Annotated in this window: 19 protein-coding genes; 8 read left to right on the forward strand and 11 right to left on the reverse strand. The window is 64.4% G+C overall.

The window, feature by feature from the left end; genetic code table 11:
* Positions 1 to 9: 9 nt before the first annotated feature.
* From AC3FKG_RS26615 to AC3FKG_RS26660, 10 genes are read right to left on the reverse strand one after another with little or no spacing between them, the layout of a single operon-like run.
* Complete coding sequence (locus AC3FKG_RS26615) at positions 10 to 192, reverse strand: hypothetical protein (protein WP_488744570.1); 183 nt, start codon at positions 190 to 192, stop codon at positions 10 to 12.
* Entirely contained in the window at positions 189 to 401 is a 213-nt protein-coding gene (locus AC3FKG_RS26620; RefSeq protein WP_488744571.1) for a hypothetical protein, read from the reverse strand. The genes AC3FKG_RS26615 and AC3FKG_RS26620 overlap by 4 nt, the downstream gene beginning before the upstream one ends.
* Positions 398 to 1,138, reverse strand: a complete 741-nt coding sequence (locus AC3FKG_RS26625) for a hypothetical protein (RefSeq protein WP_488744572.1) — start codon at positions 1,136 to 1,138, stop codon at positions 398 to 400. Before AC3FKG_RS26625 ends, AC3FKG_RS26620 begins: the two co-directional genes overlap by 4 nt.
* Positions 1,105 to 1,527, reverse strand: coding sequence for an XkdW family protein (locus AC3FKG_RS26630; protein WP_488744573.1), 423 nt, complete (start codon positions 1,525 to 1,527; stop codon positions 1,105 to 1,107). The genes AC3FKG_RS26625 and AC3FKG_RS26630 overlap by 34 nt, the downstream gene beginning before the upstream one ends.
* A 1-nt stretch (position 1,528) precedes the next feature.
* Positions 1,529 to 2,596 (reverse strand): hypothetical protein, encoded by a 1,068-nt coding sequence (locus tag AC3FKG_RS26635; RefSeq protein ID WP_488744574.1) that lies wholly within the window; start codon positions 2,594 to 2,596, stop codon positions 1,529 to 1,531.
* A gap of 2 nt (positions 2,597 to 2,598) precedes the next feature.
* The gene (locus AC3FKG_RS26640; RefSeq protein WP_488744575.1) at positions 2,599 to 6,855 is read right to left on the reverse strand and encodes a host specificity factor TipJ family phage tail protein; all 4,257 of its coding nucleotides are present in this window, start codon (positions 6,853 to 6,855) and stop codon (positions 2,599 to 2,601) included.
* On the reverse strand, positions 6,843 to 7,235 hold the full coding sequence (locus AC3FKG_RS26645) for a C40 family peptidase (RefSeq protein WP_488744576.1): 393 nt from the start codon (positions 7,233 to 7,235) through the stop codon (positions 6,843 to 6,845). The genes AC3FKG_RS26640 and AC3FKG_RS26645 overlap by 13 nt, the downstream gene beginning before the upstream one ends.
* Positions 7,236 to 7,237: 2 nt before the next feature.
* On the reverse strand, positions 7,238 to 7,720 hold the full coding sequence (locus AC3FKG_RS26650) for a DUF1833 family protein (protein WP_488744577.1): 483 nt from the start codon (positions 7,718 to 7,720) through the stop codon (positions 7,238 to 7,240).
* Positions 7,717 to 8,091 (reverse strand): hypothetical protein, encoded by a 375-nt coding sequence (locus AC3FKG_RS26655; protein WP_488744578.1) that lies wholly within the window; start codon positions 8,089 to 8,091, stop codon positions 7,717 to 7,719. Before AC3FKG_RS26655 ends, AC3FKG_RS26650 begins: the two co-directional genes overlap by 4 nt.
* Positions 8,092 to 8,107: 16 nt before the next feature.
* The gene (locus AC3FKG_RS26660; RefSeq protein ID WP_488744579.1) at positions 8,108 to 10,318 is read right to left on the reverse strand and encodes a phage tail tape measure family protein; all 2,211 of its coding nucleotides are present in this window, start codon (positions 10,316 to 10,318) and stop codon (positions 8,108 to 8,110) included.
* A 179-nt stretch (positions 10,319 to 10,497) separates the two neighbouring features.
* On the opposite strand from AC3FKG_RS26660, the gene AC3FKG_RS26665 reads away from it, so the two are divergent.
* Positions 10,498 to 10,707 (forward strand): DUF2188 domain-containing protein, encoded by a 210-nt coding sequence (locus AC3FKG_RS26665; RefSeq protein WP_488744580.1) that lies wholly within the window; start codon positions 10,498 to 10,500, stop codon positions 10,705 to 10,707.
* 893 nt (positions 10,708 to 11,600) lie between these two features.
* On the opposite strand, the gene AC3FKG_RS26670 is transcribed toward AC3FKG_RS26665, so the two are convergent.
* Positions 11,601 to 12,665 carry a tyrosine-type recombinase/integrase gene (locus tag AC3FKG_RS26670; RefSeq protein ID WP_488744581.1) on the reverse strand — a complete coding sequence of 355 codons (1,065 nt, stop codon included), beginning with the start codon at positions 12,663 to 12,665 and terminating at the stop codon, positions 11,601 to 11,603.
* A gap of 232 nt (positions 12,666 to 12,897) precedes the next feature.
* Here AC3FKG_RS26670 and AC3FKG_RS26675 point away from each other — a divergent pair, with 232 nt between their 5' ends.
* The 7 genes from AC3FKG_RS26675 to AC3FKG_RS26705 all read left to right on the forward strand — a co-directional run bounded on the left by AC3FKG_RS26675 (position 12,898) and on the right by AC3FKG_RS26705 (position 19,812).
* On the forward strand, positions 12,898 to 13,359 hold the full coding sequence (locus tag AC3FKG_RS26675) for a Bug family tripartite tricarboxylate transporter substrate binding protein (RefSeq protein ID WP_488744582.1): 462 nt from the start codon (positions 12,898 to 12,900) through the stop codon (positions 13,357 to 13,359).
* A 19-nt stretch (positions 13,360 to 13,378) separates the two neighbouring features.
* Entirely contained in the window at positions 13,379 to 15,709 is a 2,331-nt protein-coding gene (locus AC3FKG_RS26680) for a xanthine dehydrogenase family protein molybdopterin-binding subunit (RefSeq protein ID WP_488744583.1), read from the forward strand.
* A complete protein-coding gene (locus tag AC3FKG_RS26685; protein ID WP_488744584.1) occupies positions 15,702 to 16,568 on the forward strand; it encodes an FAD binding domain-containing protein in 867 nt (288 codons plus the stop codon). Before AC3FKG_RS26680 ends, AC3FKG_RS26685 begins: the two co-directional genes overlap by 8 nt.
* Before the next feature lie 9 nt (positions 16,569 to 16,577).
* A complete protein-coding gene (locus AC3FKG_RS26690; RefSeq protein WP_488744585.1) occupies positions 16,578 to 17,054 on the forward strand; it encodes a (2Fe-2S)-binding protein in 477 nt (158 codons plus the stop codon).
* The gene (locus AC3FKG_RS26695; RefSeq protein WP_488744586.1) at positions 17,044 to 17,793 is read left to right on the forward strand and encodes an SRPBCC family protein; all 750 of its coding nucleotides are present in this window, start codon (positions 17,044 to 17,046) and stop codon (positions 17,791 to 17,793) included. The genes AC3FKG_RS26690 and AC3FKG_RS26695 overlap by 11 nt, the downstream gene beginning before the upstream one ends.
* A gap of 150 nt (positions 17,794 to 17,943) precedes the next feature.
* Positions 17,944 to 18,768 (forward strand): IclR family transcriptional regulator, encoded by an 825-nt coding sequence (locus tag AC3FKG_RS26700; RefSeq protein ID WP_483712071.1) that lies wholly within the window; start codon positions 17,944 to 17,946, stop codon positions 18,766 to 18,768.
* A gap of 12 nt (positions 18,769 to 18,780) precedes the next feature.
* Positions 18,781 to 19,812: a Bug family tripartite tricarboxylate transporter substrate binding protein gene (locus tag AC3FKG_RS26705; RefSeq protein ID WP_483712070.1), complete on the forward strand. Its 1,032-nt coding sequence runs from the start codon at positions 18,781 to 18,783 to the stop codon at positions 19,810 to 19,812.
* Positions 19,813 to 19,822: the final 10 nt, after the last annotated feature.

Genomic DNA, 19,822 nt, shown 5'->3' on the forward strand with positions numbered 1-19,822 from the left:
AAACGAAAATCAGGGTTCAAGGACGGCCGGCACCGAAATCGAGTTCGACATGGACTCGGTGCCGTGAACGGTGGCGAAGCACAGCACAATGCAGGACGGCAGGAACGCCGTCAGGCGCTGGCGCGACGCGGTGCCGTCGGTGGCGCAGCCGGCCAGCGCGAAAGCGAGAGCGAGCACAGCGGCGCGGCTCATAGCGGATTGACCTCTGGCGTGAGCGGTGGCGGATCGACCGGCTGCCCGCTTTCGTCTACCCATTGGTACGTGTAGGTCGGCTCCTCCGGATCGTCGCCAAGCGGAAACAGCCCCTGCGCGATCGACAGCAGCAGATCCGGGTTCTCGCCCATCTGCGACTGCATGACATTGGCGTCGACATCGAGCGTCTGCAGGTAGTAGTAGGTCATGGCGAGTCCGCGAAATCGATGCCAGGCGTCGGCCAGGTTTGGGTTTGAGGCATGCCAGGCGCCGGCGCGGTGTGTGGCTCGCGCGCCCAGGCGTCCAGCACGCCGCGCGTGCGCTGCCACAGCATGCGCCGCCTAGCCATGTCGGAGAGCCGGCCGAGCAGCGCGGCAGTGCAGCCGTTCAAGTCGTTGGCGTCGGCGTAGGGATTGCAGCGAGCGGCCTCCCACTGATGCGCGGCCGCGTTGGCAGCAGGATCGGCCGCGTCGAGCAGCTCCGGTGTCCCGACCAGGTCCAGGCCGAGCGCCTCGCCGAGCGCCGCGTAGTCGCCCCGACCATAGACCGGCAGCAGACCACGCGGCCGGTAGAGCCAGCCATCGCCTGAGTCCTCGTCGCCGTTGCCATGCTGGCCGGCATAAACGCGGTTGGCCGTGGGCTCGGCCTTGAGCGCGTAGTCGAGCGCCTCGTTCGGATGCGCAAACACCAGCGGCCAGGCGCTGCAGAGATCGTCAGCCGAGAGCGAGAGCTTCGACAGGTCCGGTCCCTGCAGGCCGCGCGAGCTGGCGACGACCTGCACCAGGAACATCGCGACCTGCGTCGACGTTGCAATGCCATGATCGGCGCAGGCCTTGTCGAGCGCGCCCGAGTACTGCTGCGCGCGGCCAGCCGGTACCAGGAGCGCACCGGCCAGCGTGATGATGGTCGGATTCATGCGGCCCCCTTCGCGGGCGACTTCGGCCATTCAAAATCGAGCGGGAAACCCGGCAGCGTGGGAACGTCCCGCAGCGCCTGTCGGTAACGGCGCCACGCCAGCGCCTGGGCAGAATCCCCCGCGTCCTCGCACTTGCTGACCATCGCATCGGCCTCGGCCAACAGTGCCGTGCGATCTCCGCGTGCGGCGCGTGCCGCCAACTCGGACTTGATGGCGGCGCCGTGCTGCGCCCACGCGGCATCGATTTCCTCCGCGCTCGGCTGCGGCTGCTTGCTCAACCACTCCAGGATAAAGGCGTCGCCGCTTTGCTCTGCCGAGTTAGCAGCCCGGATGTGGTGCGCGACGACGAAATCCACTCCGTGCTGTGTTCCCGGCAGCATCCGCTGCAAACACATTGCGAGTTCGGCATGTGAGCGCATTTTAGTAATTCCTCAGTGCCACGCCACGCACGAAAGCCGCGCCGCTGGAGTCCGTCCGAATGCCACAGCACACATACGGCGCTGGCAAATCGCGCGTATTGTTGCTACCCCATCCCCACCCGAGCGTTTCAATGATGCCCGTATTCCAATTGCATGTGGCGCCGCCTATCTTGCCGTTGATTGCATCCCATACATAGCCACGATTACTGCAATATATGTTGCCGTCAGACAAAAATTCGATGGCTACTCCACTAGCAGCACACAAAAATCCAAATCTATTATCACTAGCTCTCCAATTGTACATGCGCCAGTGATAATCTTCGCCAGTACCTGCGATGGAGAAATCTAAGTAGGGTCCATCCCACCGCCTGATTTCCATACTTCCGGGAAACACCTGAATTTGATTGTTAGTATCGGTGCCAGCGGTAACGACCCCGCCAGTTTGTAGAGCACCTGTGATATTGGCATCCCCATTATCGTAACTTCTAAACGTCCAATTGTTTCCCGCATTGTTAATGAAGCCGAGGAAATTACCACCGGAATCATTGCGGATATATCGCTGATTGAACCGGATAGGATTGTCGCCGCTCATGTTCAGCGCGCCGGTCATCGTATCGCCGCTCTTTGATACCTTGTTATTGATTGCGGTTGTGTTGCTATCAATCTTTGCATTGACTGCGGCAATGTCGGCGGCTTCTTTCGTCGCGAGGTCGGCTAGCCCTTGCGCGGTGGCAAAGTACGTTAGCGTTTTGCCGCTCAACATTTCCGAGTTCAACCCGGTATTGAGCGTGCCGTTGCTGATCGGGATTTGTCCCGCGCCATTGCCCGCCGCATAGCCCCCGAGCTTCGCCACGTTGATAGCGTATTGCGCGGCCAGTTCGAGCCAAGAGGAGCCATCGTACTTTTCCCATCGCACGTTGGTCGTGCTCCAGCGCTTCGCGCCGGCCGGCAGATTGGGCGGACTGAGGTCGTCCAGCTGCGTCGCCAGCGCGTCCTGGTTGTCGCGCACCTCCGCGAGCACCGTCGCATAGTCGTCGGTCAATACGGGTTTGTCGAAATCAGCGGCCATGATCACACTCCTCTCGCAGTCCACGCGACCTGACCGGCGACAGGATTGCCGTCGAGGTCGAACAGATAAACGGTAAAGCCCAAGGGATAGGGCAAGTCTTCGAAATCGACGGCAAACAGGCGCGGCTGATCGCCAAGCGGTGTCACCACCACGCTCATGACGTCGATGAATGCCGTGTTGAACGGAACGAACGTACCAGCCGGATCGGCACTCACGTCCGCGATACCTTCGTCGGTCTTGCGCTCCACCGCGAGCTTCACGTTCAGCCCCGTCACAAGTGCCAGGTCGTTACCCCCGGAGGCCTCAAAGTCGTAATGCACTTTGATGAACTGGAAGTCCGTCAGGAAAGCCTGCGCCACGCCATGCAGGTCGATCCACGGATCGCTCTCGAGCTTCTTGTATGAGAGCGTCGGGACCACGTTCACGCTGCCGTACAGGATCCGCCAGGTCAGCGTCGCGGACACGGTCGTAGGTGGCTGCACCGCGCCGTAATCGAACACCTGGTCGAACGTGCCCAAGTCTGGCGATGGCTGGATGTAGATCGGAAAGCCGGCAGCGACCTGATCTTGCGGAGCGTTCCAACCATTCGTGACGTAGTGCTCCTCCCAGGTTTCCCGGTCTACCGGAATCCAGATTTGCTGCCCCTCGCGATAGCCATCGACCAGGACGGCATACGCAAAGTCCGCATCCCAGTCGTAGCGCAGCACGTAGTCCGGTGGCTGCGCAAGCCGCACCGTCACCGAGAGCGCCGGTCCCGCGTTGCCAGCCGTATCGATGGCGCGGACCCAGTACGTGTACAGACCGGCCGCCTGCTCGAAAAAATTGATCGCGCGGCCATTGCCCACGTTGGCCTTGCCGGTCGAGTCCTCCCACGTCTCGCCGAGCCGAATCTCGTAGAACTGGATCGGCAGCGTCGATGCTGCATCGACCCAGCGCAGCATGACGTTGTTCCCAAGGATCTGCGCGACCGGCTGCGTCGCGTTCGGAACCAGCACGACATACGAGACGATGCCCATGCTGGAGCGGTTCCCCGCCACGTCGACGGCGACCACGCCATAGTCGATTTGCCCGAGCGCGATCAGCTTCTCGCTAAAGCTCGTCGTCTTCGCGCTCGCGATGTATTCGCCATCGCGATACAGGTCGTAGTGGTCGACGGCGAACGAACCGCGCGAGGCGTCCCAGGAGATGACGATATCCGGCCCGGTCACGCCGGCCACGATGTTCTCCGGCGTGTTCGGCGCCACCAGGACCACGTCGATCTCGGTGCGGTGCGCGCTCCAGTAATCGAGCACGTTGTGCGCGCGGATCCCACAGCGCCAGGTGCCGGCCTGGCGCATCTGCCAGCGATAGGCCGAGGCCAGCAGGAACACCGGCAGTCCGCCTTCCTGGATCGTGTCGGCCAGCGGCTGCGCATCGCGGCCGCTGGCCGACTGCGGCGAGATGTACTCGAGCAAGTAGCCGTCGAGGTCGACATTGATCACCGGCTCCCAGGCGAAGCGCACCGCGTAGGACTCGACCACGTAGGTGAGATTGAGCACGTCCTGCGGCGGCGTGCTGTCGCGCATGATGGTCCAGTCGATCTCGACCGGCACGGTTTGCCGGCCGGTCTTCGTGATGCCGATCACGCGATAGCGCACCGGCATGCCGGCGTCTTTCGGGATCTGCCGCTGGTCGTAGTTGACCAGCACCGCGAGCTGCGTATCGGTCGGCGTGCCAACGTTCTGCCAGGAACCATCTGCCGCGAGTTTGTCCACGCTGTACCAGACCAGCGAGGATTGCGCCGGCTTCTGCCAGGACAGCGTGACCGACACCACCGGCGTCGACGAGTAGTGCGAATAGATATCCGAATGCACCAAACCCTGGATGGGCGGCAGACTGGTATCGCCAGCAGGACGGCCGTCCGTGCTCGGGTAGTACGGAGGGATGGGTCCGGTATCGGCGCCATAGACACCAGGCGCCTGCTCGACCAGCTCGAGCGTGGCGCTGTCGTCGCCGGCCGGCATGACGCTCTTCACCAGGTAGTAGGCCGTCACCGATTGCGGCAGGCCGATCACGACCAGGTCGCCGATATCGTAGATCGGCGTCGGCCCATACGGTGCAAAGTAAAAAACGTCTGTGTCGCCTTCGTTCGGGTAGCACATGTAGATGTCCGAGCCGCCAGGGTAGGTCGCGTTGCGAACCCGCATGCCGAGCTGCGTGCCGGCATTGACCAGGATCGTCTCGTCCAGCTGGAACATCCACACACCCGAACCGATATCCGGCTCGTACCATTTGTTCAGGACGCGCGCCGGCTTGCCTCCGCTTTCCAGGACGTCATGCGCGAACGCGACCAGGTCGCCGCGCGTGCAAATCAGGTTCTCGACATCGACACCGACGGTCACGGTCTCGCGCCGCAGGTAGCCCTGCGCCAGGTAGTAGCGCCCATCGCGCCAGGCCTGCCCAGGACGCGTACAGCCGAACATCGTCATGTCTTCGATGAGGTAGGCGTTGTTCTGGTCGTAGCCATCCATGTAGACCATCTGGTCGCGCTGCTGCCAGTTGGACTGCGGATCGATGAACTTGCAGCGCAGCGCCTGCGGCAAATCCGGAAACGGCCGCACCACGCTGAACGACGTGGTATTGCGCGTGGTGAACATCTGCACCGGCACCGTGCGCTGCTGGTCGATGAGCACGCTGTACTTGCCATCGCGCATCGATGGCGTAGCGCGCCCACAGGCCGCGACGTTTGACAGGAGATCCCACACGGTCGTTACATTGTCGATCACCGTGTCGCAGTACGAGTACGGCAAGCCGTCATGCGCCGCGCGCTCGCAGTACGCCCACCACTCATCGAACGCGGCGTAGTCCATGCGCGAGGCCGGCACGCGGCGCGGATTGGCGGTGCCGGTGAGGATGTCCCAATAGATATGCTTCGGATTGCGCGTAGCGACCTGGCGACCATAGCCATCGTCCAGGATCGACGTGGCAATGCAGGACAGGTTCTGAATGGTGCCGTTCAGTTGGTCGGTAGCCTTGACCTCCAATTCAATGAGGGTATGCGGCACGGTCGGCGCGACCGGCGCACGGTAGGTCACCGATTGCAGACCATCCCAATTCGCATCGCTGACGATGCGACTCGGATCGTGGCCAGGAATCAAGGTAGGACTGTGGCAGATGCCGATACTCCAGCGCCCACGATACGGAAAGCGAATCTCGACGGAGGCCTGCAGCGCGCGACGCTGGCCTGGTTGTTCGGTTCGGAAGGTCACGCCTAGACCATCGGCCCAGTAGGCGCCGGAGCCATTGACCAGGGACGCATTGACGAAATTTCCCGCGCCGAGCCGATAGGTCGGACCACCGTTCTCCTCCGTCAAGTAGAAATCGAACCAAGCCTGCTCGCCGAAAAACGCGCCGTTGTCGTCGTAGTAGTAGAGGCCGCCAGGGAACGACAGATTTAGTACGGCGCCATCTGCGTCCGCATGGGAGTAGAACGTGCGGCATTCCCCGCGATTCAGCGACATGCCAACGTTGTCGTAGTAGTTGTCGTTGGCGTAGATCGACAAACCCATGCCGGCCACGTAGGACGGAATCACGTTGAGCCGGATCCCTTGATACAGGCCGATCGGGTTATCGCCGATGCGAATGTCCTCGAGCGCGAGCGGACCATAGCCGCAGTCGTAGAGACACTGCAGCCAGGCGACGCCACCGCGCACGAACACCTTCGGCGTCGCGGCCACGCGCGGGAAAATCTTGTGCCGGCCGTAGACGCGCTGCACCGCGCCGTATGGCGTGGCCTGGTTCGATTGCGACGAAAGCGAATAGGCCGGAGTGTCCTCGATGCCTTGCGTGGCGCCGGCATTCGGCGTCGGCGGTTTGAACAGCGCACCGACGATCAGCGAGCCGACCAGACTGAGGCCCATCGAGACGGCACCGACAGCGAGTGCAGAGGAGCCGAGGCCGATCGCAGGCGCGATGAGCGGCGCGGCGTAGAACGCAACCACGGCCACCGCGATCATGGCGATGGCACTCAGGACGCCTTTCGCTCCCTTCTTGCCCCCGGTCGGCACGATGCCAATGTAGACGTGCCGGCCGGCCTTCGGCGTGACCAGGTGCCAGTGCTTGCGAGCGACGTAGACGTCCTCGACCCAAACGCTCGCCAGCTCGCGCTGCTCCGGCGCATAGACGTCGACCATCTGCGCGATGGTCAGGCCTTCAGGACTCTGGACCTCGGTCTGCCCGCTCGATGACAGGACATGCGGACGGATAACTAGTTCGGCCATCTGTAGAACCCCTCAATGCGGCCATGCCAAATCGGCCGCGTGTAGTCCTCGCAGGAGACGCCGCGCTTGGCAAAGATATGCATGAACACCCCAGGCGCGACGATGACGCCGCAGTGCGTCGGCGTGCCGATCAGCTCGAACACGACCACGTCACCAGGCTGCACGTCCTCCTCCCGGATGCTGATCCAGTCGCGGCAGAACGTGCCGATCGCGCGCGCTGCGGTTTCGTCCGCGCTGTCGATATAGGCCGCCGCATAGCTCGGTACGCGAAGGCCGAACTCCTCCAGCAGCACCAGGCGCACCAAACCCCAACAGTCGACGCCACCGCGATCGCGTCCGCGATCCTTGAACGGCAGCAGCATGTAGCGCGCGAAGTCCATGATCAGAAAATCCCAGGGAACTCGGCCGGACTGTAGGTGTGGCCCGGAAACTTCGCATGCAGGACGTCCTCATGCGTGAGGTCGAAACTGACCTTCTGCGCGTCCCAGTTGGCATTACGCAAGCGCCAGTCGGACGTGGTCACCTCCACCGTATCCGGCCGCGAGAGCGCGATCAGCTCCATCGCAGCCCAAGCGGCCTCCTTCATGGCGCGCAGATACGGCACCAGCAGCATGTCGATGTTGTCGATTTCGAGTACCAGGTTCGGTTGGTTCTGGTCGGAGTCCTGCGGCAGTACCAGGTTGAACGGGAACGCCGTGAACGTCCGGCCGCGCGAGACGACATCGACCGTGTTGTTGACCAGGTAGAACGTATGGTCGGCGGTCGGGAATTCGACAGAGTAGATGCGCAGCAGCCATAGCCAGGCCTGGCTGACATCGGATTGGTACAGCTCCGCGACGGTCGAGCTGGTGATGGAACGGCTCACGGCAGGCACTCCCAGGTCATCGACACGTTGATGGCGAGCGCGCCGAGCGGCTCGTACTTGGGCGGATCCACGAAGCGGAACTTCATGACCTCGCCGCTCCAGGGATGGGTGAAGTTGAAATAGCCAGTGCCGCCCATCAGAGACGTATCGAAGAAACTGCGCAGCGTCAGGTACTGGCTATCGTCGGGCAGGATCATCTGCACCTCCACGCGACGGATCGGTGCGCTGTAGCGGCGCCGCGTTTTGGGCGGCCCGCCCTCCATCGAGGTCCGGATGGTCACCGGCTCGTTTTGTTCCTGCCAGTTCTGCACGCACTGCGGCAGCGTGCCAGGCCACGGCAGCGGAACAGCGGCGAGTTCGATATCGGCCATGTTCGTCAGCTCCGGTTCAGCGGCCACGCCGCGACAGGCCATAGGTCGTGCCAAAGGCCTGGTCGTAGGCGCCGCTGGCAATGCCCTTATTCACGCGCTGGTCGATGAGCACATCGATCTGACGACTGCCATCTGAGCCGCGCTGCTCGGTCACGGTCGCCTGCGCGCCGGAATTGTTAATGACGTTGACCACCACGTCCGAGCCACCCGAGCCATCGCTCGAGACGCCGAGCTTTCCGTCCGGCCCGCGCGAGAGCGGCAGGATCGCCTCGGTACCGGCCTCGCCGGCCAGACCGACACCCTGCGCAAACGGGAACAGGATCGGACCAGGCGTCAGGCCTCCATTCGGCCCAAGGATCCCGCCAGCAGCGAACGCATGCACGCCACCGGAGAACGCGTTGCCCTTGGCAGAGAACAGCGAGGTCATCAAACCCATAAAGCCGCCACCACCGGACGCGGCCGAGGATTTGAGCGAGGACTTCAGGCTATCCACCAGCGGCTGCACGATCAGCAGCTGCAGCACCATCTGCGCGATATCCTTCAGGACGCCGGACACCATGTCCCCGAACGCGTCGCCGAACGACTTCGTGCTGTCGACGGCATTGATCAGCGTGCCGGAGATCTGCTTGCCATAGCCATCGATGGCCGAGAGCACCTGGTCGAACGCGTCGGTCGTCTTGCCGTTGATCAGGTCGTCGACCTTTTGCTTGGCAGCGGTGAGCGCCTGCGTGGCAGCGAGCGAGGTGTCGCCGGTCTGCTCGATGATCTGCTCCAGGCGGTACCAGGTATCGATCGCGGCCTCCAGCTGGCCGGCCTGGGTTTGCGATTTCTGCTGGTCCAGGAAAGCCGCCTGCGCCGTGATCTGTTCCTGCTGCGCCTTGGTCGAGTCCTCGAGCGCCTGCTTCCGAGCCTTCTCGGCCTCGACGTCGCGATTGGTCGCGTCGACCAGCGCGGCCGTCATGTAGAGCTGATCGGCCTCGGCCTTCGTGACCTTGATGATTCCGTTCTCGATGTCGTAGGTCAGCTTGCCCACCGCGGTCTCCGCGGTTTCCGGCTGCGACGCCTTGAACAGTTCTTCGTTCAGGGACTTCAAGCGCTTCTCGAAGTCCGACACCTTCTGCGCGGCCGCTTTCGTCTTGCCACCAAAATCATCGACAGCGGCGCCGCCTTTCTTGGTTGAGTCGGCCAGGCCTTTGCCGATGATGTCCGACACGTCGCGCGTCGGTGTCGCCAGGTTGATGAGCGCGAGGTTTGCCGTCTGCCCGAGCTTGTCCACGTCGGAGACGTAGGTGCTAAAGATCCCCGAGAGGTCGCCGAAATTGCCATGCACGATCGCGGACGCCGCGTCGCCAATCATGGTGAGCGTGCGACCGAACGCTTTCAGCGTTGCCACGCCCTTGATGGTGATGCCGGCCGTCCATAGGATGACGTCGCCGATGTCCTTGCCTACCTGCTTGAACGCTTCGCCGCGCGAGTTCACATCGCCCATCGAGTCGAACAGCTGGTTCAATGCAGGCAGCAAACCCTCCACGATGTGCATGCCAGCGGCCTGTACGCGCTTGCGCATCATGTCCATCTGGTCGTTAAAGGCAGCGGCCTGCTTGATGGTCGAGCCTTCGATGACCAGACCCATCGCCTCGGCCTGCTTCTTGAACTCCTCCAGGCCATCGGCGCCGGCATTCAGGAGCGGGATCAGCTTCGCCCCTTCCTTGCCGAACAGCTCGATCGCCTTGGCGGTTTTTTGCGCGCCGTCCGGCATCTTCGCGAAGCCGTCCGCGAGCTTCTGGAAAACGACGTCGGTGCCCTGCGCGACGTCCTCGGCGGTCACGCCCAAACCCTGCAGCGCCTGGGTGGTCTTGGCGTTGTCGTCGGCGAAGTTGTCCATCGCGACCGAGAGCTTCCCGAGCGCCTTGCTCAAGGTCTCGGCATCGGTTCCGCTCATCTGCGCGGCATAGCCCCAGGCCTGCAGGTTGTCGGTGGAGACGCCCAGGCGCTCGCTTTCGTCGTTCAGGTTGTCCAGGGTATCGACCAGAGACGTAAAGGCCGAGATGACAGCACCGACCGTGATGCCGGCAGCGATTCCGCCGAGAAACGACTTCATGGCGGACGTCGCCGCGCTCGCGCTCTTCTCGATGCCGCCCAGGGACTTCTCCATCTCCTTCATCTGCGAGATCGCAGACTGCGCGATCTTCGCCTCGATGCTGATGACACGTCGCACGTCAGCCATCACAGCCCCCTACCTTTGAAGCCGATCGCGACGGCCGGTACCGCATTCGCACCGGCACCCGTATAGGCGCGTTGCCCAGGGATGGTCCCCGGAATAGAAATCCAGCGGAACGACATGTAGACGTTGCGCTTGAACGGCGAGAGCGCCCGTCTAACCCTCGTGTGGATGGTGTCGCGCTGATGGCGCAAGGCGACGGCTGGGATGTCACCCACGAGGGCACGTCGAGGTCGCACTATGACACTCAAAAGGAGGCTATCGCTGCTGGCTTGCAGATCGCCAGCCAAAACGGCGTGGAACTCTATGTTCACGGCCAGGACGGCAGCATCCGAAGGGGCGCGGCAAGTAAAGCCACAACCTGCGTGACACCAAGGGCTGACGTGCCGCCATAAGGCCTCCACCGTCAGCGAGTTAGGCCGGCCCAGTCTGCGACGCTCACTCGGTCGTCGTTGCTTCGTTTGCAACGCCTCCGCTGCTCACGCAGCCTTTAGTGTGCTGCCAGCCTCCCACTGTTTCCCGGAGCCTACCGACCCACTCTGTCCGAATCAGGCAGATTTCGGACAGGGCGCGAAATTGGAAGGCGCTTGCTGAGGGGTACTCGATCTCGTTAGCCTAGAGTGATTGGGGCAGGAGTCTAGCGTGAACGAGGATCTAATCGCAGTCGCAGTTCGAGTGTCGGAGGCACACTGTATTCAATGCAAGAATCAGATTCGAGCATTGATTCGAGCGATCCGCCTAGACCGAAGCCGCGGATCTGACACCGCTAGTGCAGAGCATCTCCTACGGCTGTATCTCCGATCCCTAGCGGCCCTTAGGCATGCGCGTAAGCTTCAGGCCCGTTCGAGTCACAGCAAGGCTGGTCTTGGTCAGATGCGCTGTTTGCGACCCATGATGAGCGTAGGAGTTGGGACAGCAGTCGAGCGAAACAACTCGCCAGTTGCGGACGGGACGATTTGGAGTGCGCGCGGCTTCTTCGCGGACGTGCACACCAGGCCCCATGACAGCACCAATCCATAGCGACCAGATGAACTTGAGGGCGATAAGGCGACCGAAGTTGGCTGCGGATTCAACCGGTCGATTTATGCCAGCGAGGGATGCATCTCCGACGAGCTGAAACTGTGATGTTCATGCGGCCGCTTCGCACCGGAAGCTGCCGCCGACTTTCTGTGTGCCCGAAGGGCGCTTCAGGGTCGTTCTGAGACGATTCCAGACCCGTAAATCGACGAAGAGCCAAAAAAAATGCCACTCCTGCGAGTGGCATTTTTCATGAGGGGAGAGAGAGCGATCAGGCCGCGCGCTTCACGCGCACCGCATCGATCAGGTCGTCGTCGAGCGTCGTCACGTAATGCTTCTCCAGGATCTTCGTGTCGGCATGGCCGGTGATCCGTTTGAGCGTGTCCAGCGGCATGATGCGCGCCAGGCGCGAGGCGGCTTCGTGCCGGCAATCATGGAACACAATGTGCCGCAGGCCGGCCGCAGCGCGCGCCCTGGTCCAGTAGTCCTGCAGCGAGCGCGCGATGATCGGATGGAACACCCGCTGCGATTCCTCGTCCCGCCCCTCCCACAGCAGACGGAACACCGCGAGGACTTCATGAGTCATCGGGACGCGGCGGCCCTTGTTGGATTTCGTCTGGCCGTCATGCAGGTAGAGCATGCCGCGATTGAGGTCCACGTCGCGCCAGCACAGACCCATGATCTCACCACGGCGCATGGCCGTGTTCAGCGCGACATAGAACGCAGCGCCCACGAAATGCTTCTCCGTCGACGGCACCAGGTCCGGCGTATAGGCGTCCAGGTGCGCGCAGATCGCAGCGAAGTCCGTGTCGGACACTGCGATCTTGCGCGCGTCTGAGTCGGCCGGCTTCTCGACCTTGTCGAACGGGTTCGCGTCGCAGATATCCCAGGCCTTCACCGCCTTGGTGTAGGCATGCGAGAGCGTGACCATCTCGCGGCGCACGGTCGCGGTAGAGATGCGCTTGCCCGCGTACTCCTGCTTCAGGCGCGCCTTCATCCAATCGCGCCAGTCCTGCGGAGAGATCTCGCGCGCCGGCCGATCGGCCAGTTTCCGGTTGCGTTCAATGAACGACTTGATCCGGATGCGCTCGGACTGCGCGCCCTTCTTGGTACCGGACACCTCGGCCGCGTACTTCTCCAGCAGCGCGCGCAGCGTGGTGAGCGCGGCATTGCCCGAAGCCTCGATCGCGTCCTCCAGGGACTTCGCCCAGGCCTCGGCCTCGCGGCGCGTGGCAAAGGACTTGGCCTGGCGATGCAACTCGCCATTCACGGTCACGGAAATCGATGCGCGGATCTTGGTCGCCTTCTTGCCGACCACTGCGGTAAAACTCGCCATGGGACACCTCCTCGATAAGGTTTGAGACAAGGCCCAATCGGTTAGCTGGCGGACGCCGAAAGGGCAGGTGAATAGGTTAGCGTACTTGGCGCGATTCCTGGTGCGATTTCGCGCCGGGAAATGGTTGTGAGTGCCTGGGGTTTGCACGGCGAGTGCCGGAAATCGCGAGCGAATATAATCGCGATAACCCCATGTTTCTAGGCATTTCCCGAGCAAACCTCAGGCAAACCCCATGCACTCGAAATCAAGGCTAAAATCGGCTCACGTGCCGTACAAGGGCGTGGCACCGGCCGTCAACGACGTGGTGGCCGGTCACGTGAACTTCGCCTACGTCACGCTGGGCCCGGTCGCGCAGTACATCAACACGGGCAAGCTGATCGCGCTGGCCATTACCGATGCCAAGCGCTCGGCGCTGCTGCCGAACGTGCCGACGCTCGCCGAGCTCGGCTACAAGGACGTGGTGGTCGGCGCATGGCATGGCGTGATGGCGCCCAAGGGCACGCCGCCCGAGGTGGTGAAGATCCTCAACGCGCAGCTCAACGACGTGATCAAGCTGCCGGACGTCGCGGAAAAGATGGCGACCTTCGGCGCGCTGCCGGTGGGCGGTGCGCCCGCGGCGCTCGAGAAGGTCAACGTGTCGGACTATGAGCGGCTGGGCAAGGTCATCCGCGACATGGGCATTTCCGCGGAATGACGCAGCACGCAGCAGAACCATGCAACGCAAGACGCAGGAGGCCGGCATGAGCCAGTCCATCGTGGGAGCATCCACGCCGCAGGTGACCGCGCGGGAGAAGGTCATGGGACGCGCGCAGTATGCCGGCGACATCAAGCTGCCCGGCATGCTGCACGCCAGGGTGCTGCGCAGCCCGCACCCGCACGCGCGCATCGTCAGCATCGATACCTCGGCGGCGAAGGCGCTGCCGGGCGTCAAGCTGGTGGTGAGCGGGCTCGATACCCCGACGCGCCTGTGGGGGCCGCACCGCAAGGAGCAGCGCATCCTGGCCGTGGGCGTGGTGCGCCATGTCGGCGAGGAAGTCGCGGCCGTGGTCGCGGTCAGCGAGGAAATCGCCCGCGATGCGCTGGACCTGATCCGCGTCGAGTACGAGCCGTTGCCGGCGCTGCTGAGCCCCGAAGCCGCGCTGGCCGCTGGCGCGCCGGAGATCCATGCCGGCACGCGCAATATCGGCCATGAGATGCACATCGAGCGCGGTGACGTGGAAGCCGGCTTCGCCGAGGCGGCCGCGGTGTACGAGGCCACCTACGACATGCACTCTCAGTACCCGGGCTACCTGGAGCCGATGGCATCCGTGGCGACGCAGGACGGCAACGGGCGACTGACCGTGTATGCGTCGACGCAGTCGGTATTCCTCGCGCGCAGCCGCCTGGCCGAGGCGCTCGATCGCCCGGCGTCGACCATCCGCGTGGTGCAGGCCACCACGGGCGGCGGCTTCGGCGCCAAGATCGTAGAGGAAAACAACAGCCTGATTTGCGCATTTCTGGCAACGAAGCTTGATCGTCCAGTACGGATGGTCAACAACCGTCTCGAAGATTTCCAGGGCGCGCGTGCGAGCGTGCCGGCGAAGGTGTGGCTGCGCATGGGCTTGTCGGCCGACGGCCTGATCGTGGCCAAGGACGTGCGGATCATTGCCGAGTGCGGCGCCTTTTCAGGGCTGGCAGGCGATGTCATGCATGTCAGCGCCATGCGCAGCGACAACATGCACCGCGTCACCAACGTGCGCTCCCATGCCGTGCTGGCCTATACCAACAACCCGCCGCGCGGCGCCTTCCGCGGCTTCGGCGGGCAGCAGATGCAGTTCCCGCTGAACTGCCACCTGACCGTGCTGGCCGAGATGATCGGCATGGATCCGATCGAGGTGCACAAGCGCAATGCCATCGGCCGTGGCGAGACCAGCGTGCATGGCTGGCAGATCGGCAGCACCGGCATGCAGGAATGCCTGGAGATGACGCGCAAGGCCATTGGCTGGGACGCCAAGCGCGACGCGCCGCGCGGCACCGGCACGCGTCGGCGCGGCGTGGGCATTGCGGCGGCGATGCACGTCAGCGGCAACCGCACGCTGGGCAACTGGGACGGCTCGACCATCCTGCTCAAGCTCAATGAAGATGGCCGCGTGATGCTGCAGACCAGCGAATGCGACATGGGGCAGGGCGCCAACACCATGCTCAGCCAGATCTGCGCACAGGAGATGGGGATTCCGCTGTCGCACGTGACCGTGATGGCGCCGGATACGGATACCTCGCCGTTCTGCCTCGGATCCCTGGCGTCGCGCGTGACCATCATCTCGGGCAACGCGGTGCTGCGCGCCGCGCGTGAAGCAAAGCAGAAGGTGATGGCGCTGGCGGCGGAGAAGTTCGGCGTGGATGCGGAAAGCCTGCTGTATGCCGATGGCCGCATCGGCGTGCCGGGTCAGCCGGACAAGTCCGCCACGCTCGCCGAGATCGCGCGGCTGCATATCTTCCGCCACGGCGGCGAGGGCATCCACGTGCGCGCCACCTACGACGCGCCGACTGTCATGCACGACGCCAACTACTACGGCAACGTCGCGCCCGCCTATTCGTTCGCGGCGCAGGCGGTGGAGGTCGAGGTCGATACCTGTACGGGCCGCGTGACCGTGATCGACAGCTTTGTCGCCGACGACTGCGGCAAGGCGATCAACCCGCTCGCGGTGCATGGACAGACCCACGGCGCCACGGTGCAGGCAATCGGCTGGACGCTCTACGAGGAACTTCGCTACGAAGACGGCCGCCTGCAGAACGGCAACTTTGCCGACTACACCATGGCTACGGCCGATGCGCTGCCGATGCTGCGCACGGATCTCGTGGAGTCCAACGATCCCAATGGCCCGTTCGGCGCCAAGGGCGCGAGCGAAACGGCGATCCTGCCCGGCGCGGCGGCCATCGCCAACGCGGTGCATCACGCCATCGGCATACGCATCCACTCGCTGCCGATCACGCCCGAGAAGGTGCTGGCCGCGCTGCGCGAGCGCAATGAGACGGAGAAGGAGAGGGAGGCCACCCATGAGTGATTTCGAATTCCTGGAACCGGCGACGGTCAGTGAAGCCAGCCGCATGCTGGTTGACCTTGGCGACAACTGCCGCGCTTACGCGGGTGGCACTGCGCTGATGCTGGGCATGCGCCAGCGCATGCTGACGCCGAGCCACGTGGTTTATCTCGGCAACCTGGACGCGCTGCGCGGCATCACGTTCGATCCGCGCCAGGGCCTGCGCATCGGCGCACTGACCTTGCATGCCGAGGTGGCGCGTTCGCCCATCGTGCAGGCGCACTACCCGATGCTCGCCAGCATGGCTGCGCGCGTGGCCAATCCGCAGGTGCGCAACCAGGGCACCATCGGCGGCAATCTTTGCTATGCCGATCCGGCCACCGATCCGCCAGGTTGCTTGATGGCGCTTGGGGCGCAGATCGTGCTGAGCGGGACCGCTGGCGAGCGCGTGCTGGCGATCGAGGATTTCCTCGTTGACTACTACGTCACGGCACTGATGCCGGGCGAGATCGTCACCGGGATCCGCTTGCCCGCACCGGCAGCGGGCGCGGACGGGCGCTACGCGCGCTTCCTGCGCACGGCGGCAGAACACCGGCCGCTCGCCAGCGTGGCGCTGTCGGTGCGGCGCGAAGGCGATGTCTGCGTGGAAGCCCGGCTGGCCGTCGGTGCTTCCACGCCGATCCCGGCTCGCCTGCATCGCGCCGAGGCGCTGCTGGCCGGCAAGGCCGTGACCGCGGATCTCGCCGCCGAGGCCGCCGACATCGTAGCCGCCGATATCAACGCGGTTGCGGATATGCGCGGTTCGGAGGACTTCCGCCGCCACATCGTGCGCACCGTCGCACGCCGCACCATCGCCGAGTTGTTCGGCGTCGCTGCGGACTGAGGAGTTGCCATGAGCAAGATCACCATCGATGTCACCGTCAACGGTGAAGAACACACCGTCGAAGTCCCGGCGCGGCGCATGCTGTCCGACCTGCTGCGCGACGACCTGAACCTGACCGGCACCAAGCGCGGTTGCGAGACCGGCATCTGCGGCGCCTGCACGGTGCTGGTCGACGGCGAGGCCGTCAAGTCCTGCCTGATGCTGGCCGCGCAGGTGCGCGGGCGACACGTCATGACCGTGGAAGGACTGGCCGCCGACGGCGAACTGCACCCGCTGCAGCAGTGCTTCATGGAATGCGGCGGGCTGCAGTGCGGCTACTGCACGCCGGGCTTCCTGATGACGTCGTGCGCGCTGCTGGCCAACAACCCCAACCCAACGGAAGAGGAAGTCCGCCACGGCCTGAACGGCAACCTGTGCCGCTGCACGGGCTACGTCGGCATCGTCGAATCCATCCTGTCCGCCGCGGAGAAAATGCGTGGAAATTGAAAAGACCCTGGTCACCACGGCGCCGCCGGCGCGCGTGTGGGAACTGCTGCTCGACCCGAACGTGATGGGCGCCTGCGTGCCCGGCATGGAATCGATCGAGGTCATCAGCGATGTCGAGTACATCGCGCACATGGCGGTGAAGATCGCCTTCATCAATGCGCGCTTCCGCCTGCATACGAAGATCGTGGAGACGCGCGCGCCGCACTACCTGCGTACCGAGGGCACCGGCGAGGATGCGTCCGTTGCCAGTTCCCTGCGCCAGTCGAGCGAGATCTTCCTGGCGGAGCAGGAGGATGGCTCGACGCAGTTGCGCATCACGGTCCAGGTCGATGTGCTGGGCCGCCTCGGGACCTTTGGCCTGAGCGTGATGAAGACCAAGGCCGACCGCATGTGGGACGAGTTCGGGGCCAACCTGCTGGCGCGCCTGTCGCCGCAAGGGGCGCAAGCGGTGCCGACCGCGGCACCCGCCGCGGTCGCTGCGCAGCAGCCCGCCACCATGCCGGCGGTCGCCGTGCCGGCGCCGCTCGCTGCCCACAACGGCCATGCCGCCAGTGCGCCGGCCGTGAGTGGCAATGGCGGCGGGCTTCTCGCGCGGCTGTTCGGCCGTGCGCCGGTGCAGCGCGGGCCGCACTCGGACATCTGCGTGGAACTGCGCCGCCGTGACGAAACCATCGTGGTGCGCTGGCCGGCCCAGTATGGGGAGCAGTGCGCTGGCTGGTTGCGCGACTACCTGAAATAAGCGCGGGGTTTGTCGGCGTGATGGGTACCCTACGGGGCTCAGGCGTGATATATGGGACAGCTACGGATCCGCGGGAGTGGCGGGAGGCCGCTCCCGCCGCACCTCGCACTGCATCAAGATCGCCATCATTCGCCATAGCAGAGATAAACCATGACCACCGAATCGCCGCCCGATGACGCCCAGGACAAGTACATCGTGCCGGGGCTGGAGCGCGGCTTGCGGTTGCTGGGAGAGTTCAGCAGCCGCGAGCGCACGCTGTCGGCCGCGGAACTGGCGCGGCGCCTGAAGGTGCCGCGCTCGACCGTTTTCCGCCTGCTGGCCACGCTGGAAATGATGGGCTTTGTCGAGCGCACCGATGGCGGCCGCGAATTCCGGCTCGGCATGGCGGTGCTGCGCCTGGGCTTTGACTACCTGGCGTCGCTGGAACTGACCGAGCTGGGCCGCCCGCTGCTGGACCGTCTGCGCGACGAAATCCATTACCCGTGCAACCTCGTGGTGCGCGACGGGCGCTCCATCGTTTATGTGGCCAAGTCCGTGGCGCCGCGTCCGTTTGCCAGTACGGTGAACGTGGGCACGCGGTTGCCGGCGCATGCCACGGTGCTCGGGCGCGTGCTGCTCGAAGACCTGTCGCTCGACGAGCTGCGCGCCCTGTATCCCGAATCGCGGCTGGAGGTGTTCTCGGAAAGCACGCCGCGCACGGTGGAGGAACTCTACGACATGGTGCAGCGCGACCGCGAACGCGGCTATGTGCTGCATGAGGGCTTCTTCGAGGCCAGTATCTCGACCATTGCAGCGCCCGTGCGCGACCGTACCAGCAAGGTGGTGGCGGCGCTGGGCGCGACGATTCCGGCATCGCGCATCGATCCGGAGCAACTCGACAACATGGTGGAAAGGGTCAGGGGAGCCGGCGCCGAACTGTCGCGGCTGCTCGACTATCGTCCGCCCGAACCGCCCCGGCCGTTTGGCCTGGGCTGAAACCATCTACCGATGCAGCGAAGTCATTTCTGTCAGGCCGTCGAGCAGGCCGTGGTCCCAGGCCGGCGCCGCTGGCTCGCCGCCATGTCGGCGGGTTTGCTCGTAGCGGCCGGCCTGGCGGCGCAGAACGCCGGGGCCGCCTGCGCCACCGTGCGCATCGTCGTGCCGTTTCCGGCCGGCGGACCGGCCGACCAGTTGGCGCGCACGCTTTCGCACGGGCTGCAGCAGCGGCATGCGAACGTTCCGTACATCGTCGACAACAAGCCCGGCGCCAACGGCAATATCGGCATCGACGCCGTGCGCCGTGCCGCGGGCGATGGCTGCACGCTGCTGGTCGTGCCGGCCGGCAACCTGACCATCAATCCGACGCTGTTTCCCGCGCTGCCGTACCAGGTGGAGCGCGATTTCCGGCCGGTATCGCTGCTGGCCAGTTCGCCCAACGTGCTGGCCGTGCATCCGTCGGTCAAGGCGAACTCCGTGCAGGAGCTGATCCGGCTCGCGCGGCAGTCGGCGCAAGCCGGGACGCCGCTTGGCTATGCCAGTCCCGGGGTTGGCAGCGGCCTGCACCTGGCCGGCGAACTGTTCCGGCACAAGGCCGAGGTGACGCTGCTGCACGTCCCTTACAAGGGCACGACGCAGGCCCTCAATGATGTGGTGGGTGGCCAGGTGCCGCTGCTGCTGGGCACGTGGCCGACGCTGGCGCCGTTTATCCAGTCGGGCAAGCTGCGCGCGCTGGCAGTGACGCAGTCTAAACGGTCCCCGGCGGCACCGGGCGTGCCGTCGCTGGCCGAGCAGGGGGTGACCGGCATCGACGTCAGTTCCTGGTATGCATTGCTGGTGCCGCGCGCCACGCCGGCGGCAGCCGCCGACGGGCTGGCCGCCGAAGTGCGGTCGTTGCTGGGCAGTGCTGACGTAAGGAAGGAACTTCAGCGCCAGGGCATGGAGCCTCTGGCCAGCACGCCGGAAGCGCTCGCTGCCCGCATCCGCGAGGAAACGGCCGCCTGGGCGAAGCTGATCCACGAATACGGCATCAAGCCCGAATAACGGCGGGCCG

The organism is Cupriavidus sp. 22TCCZM04-2 (assembly GCF_057798895.1).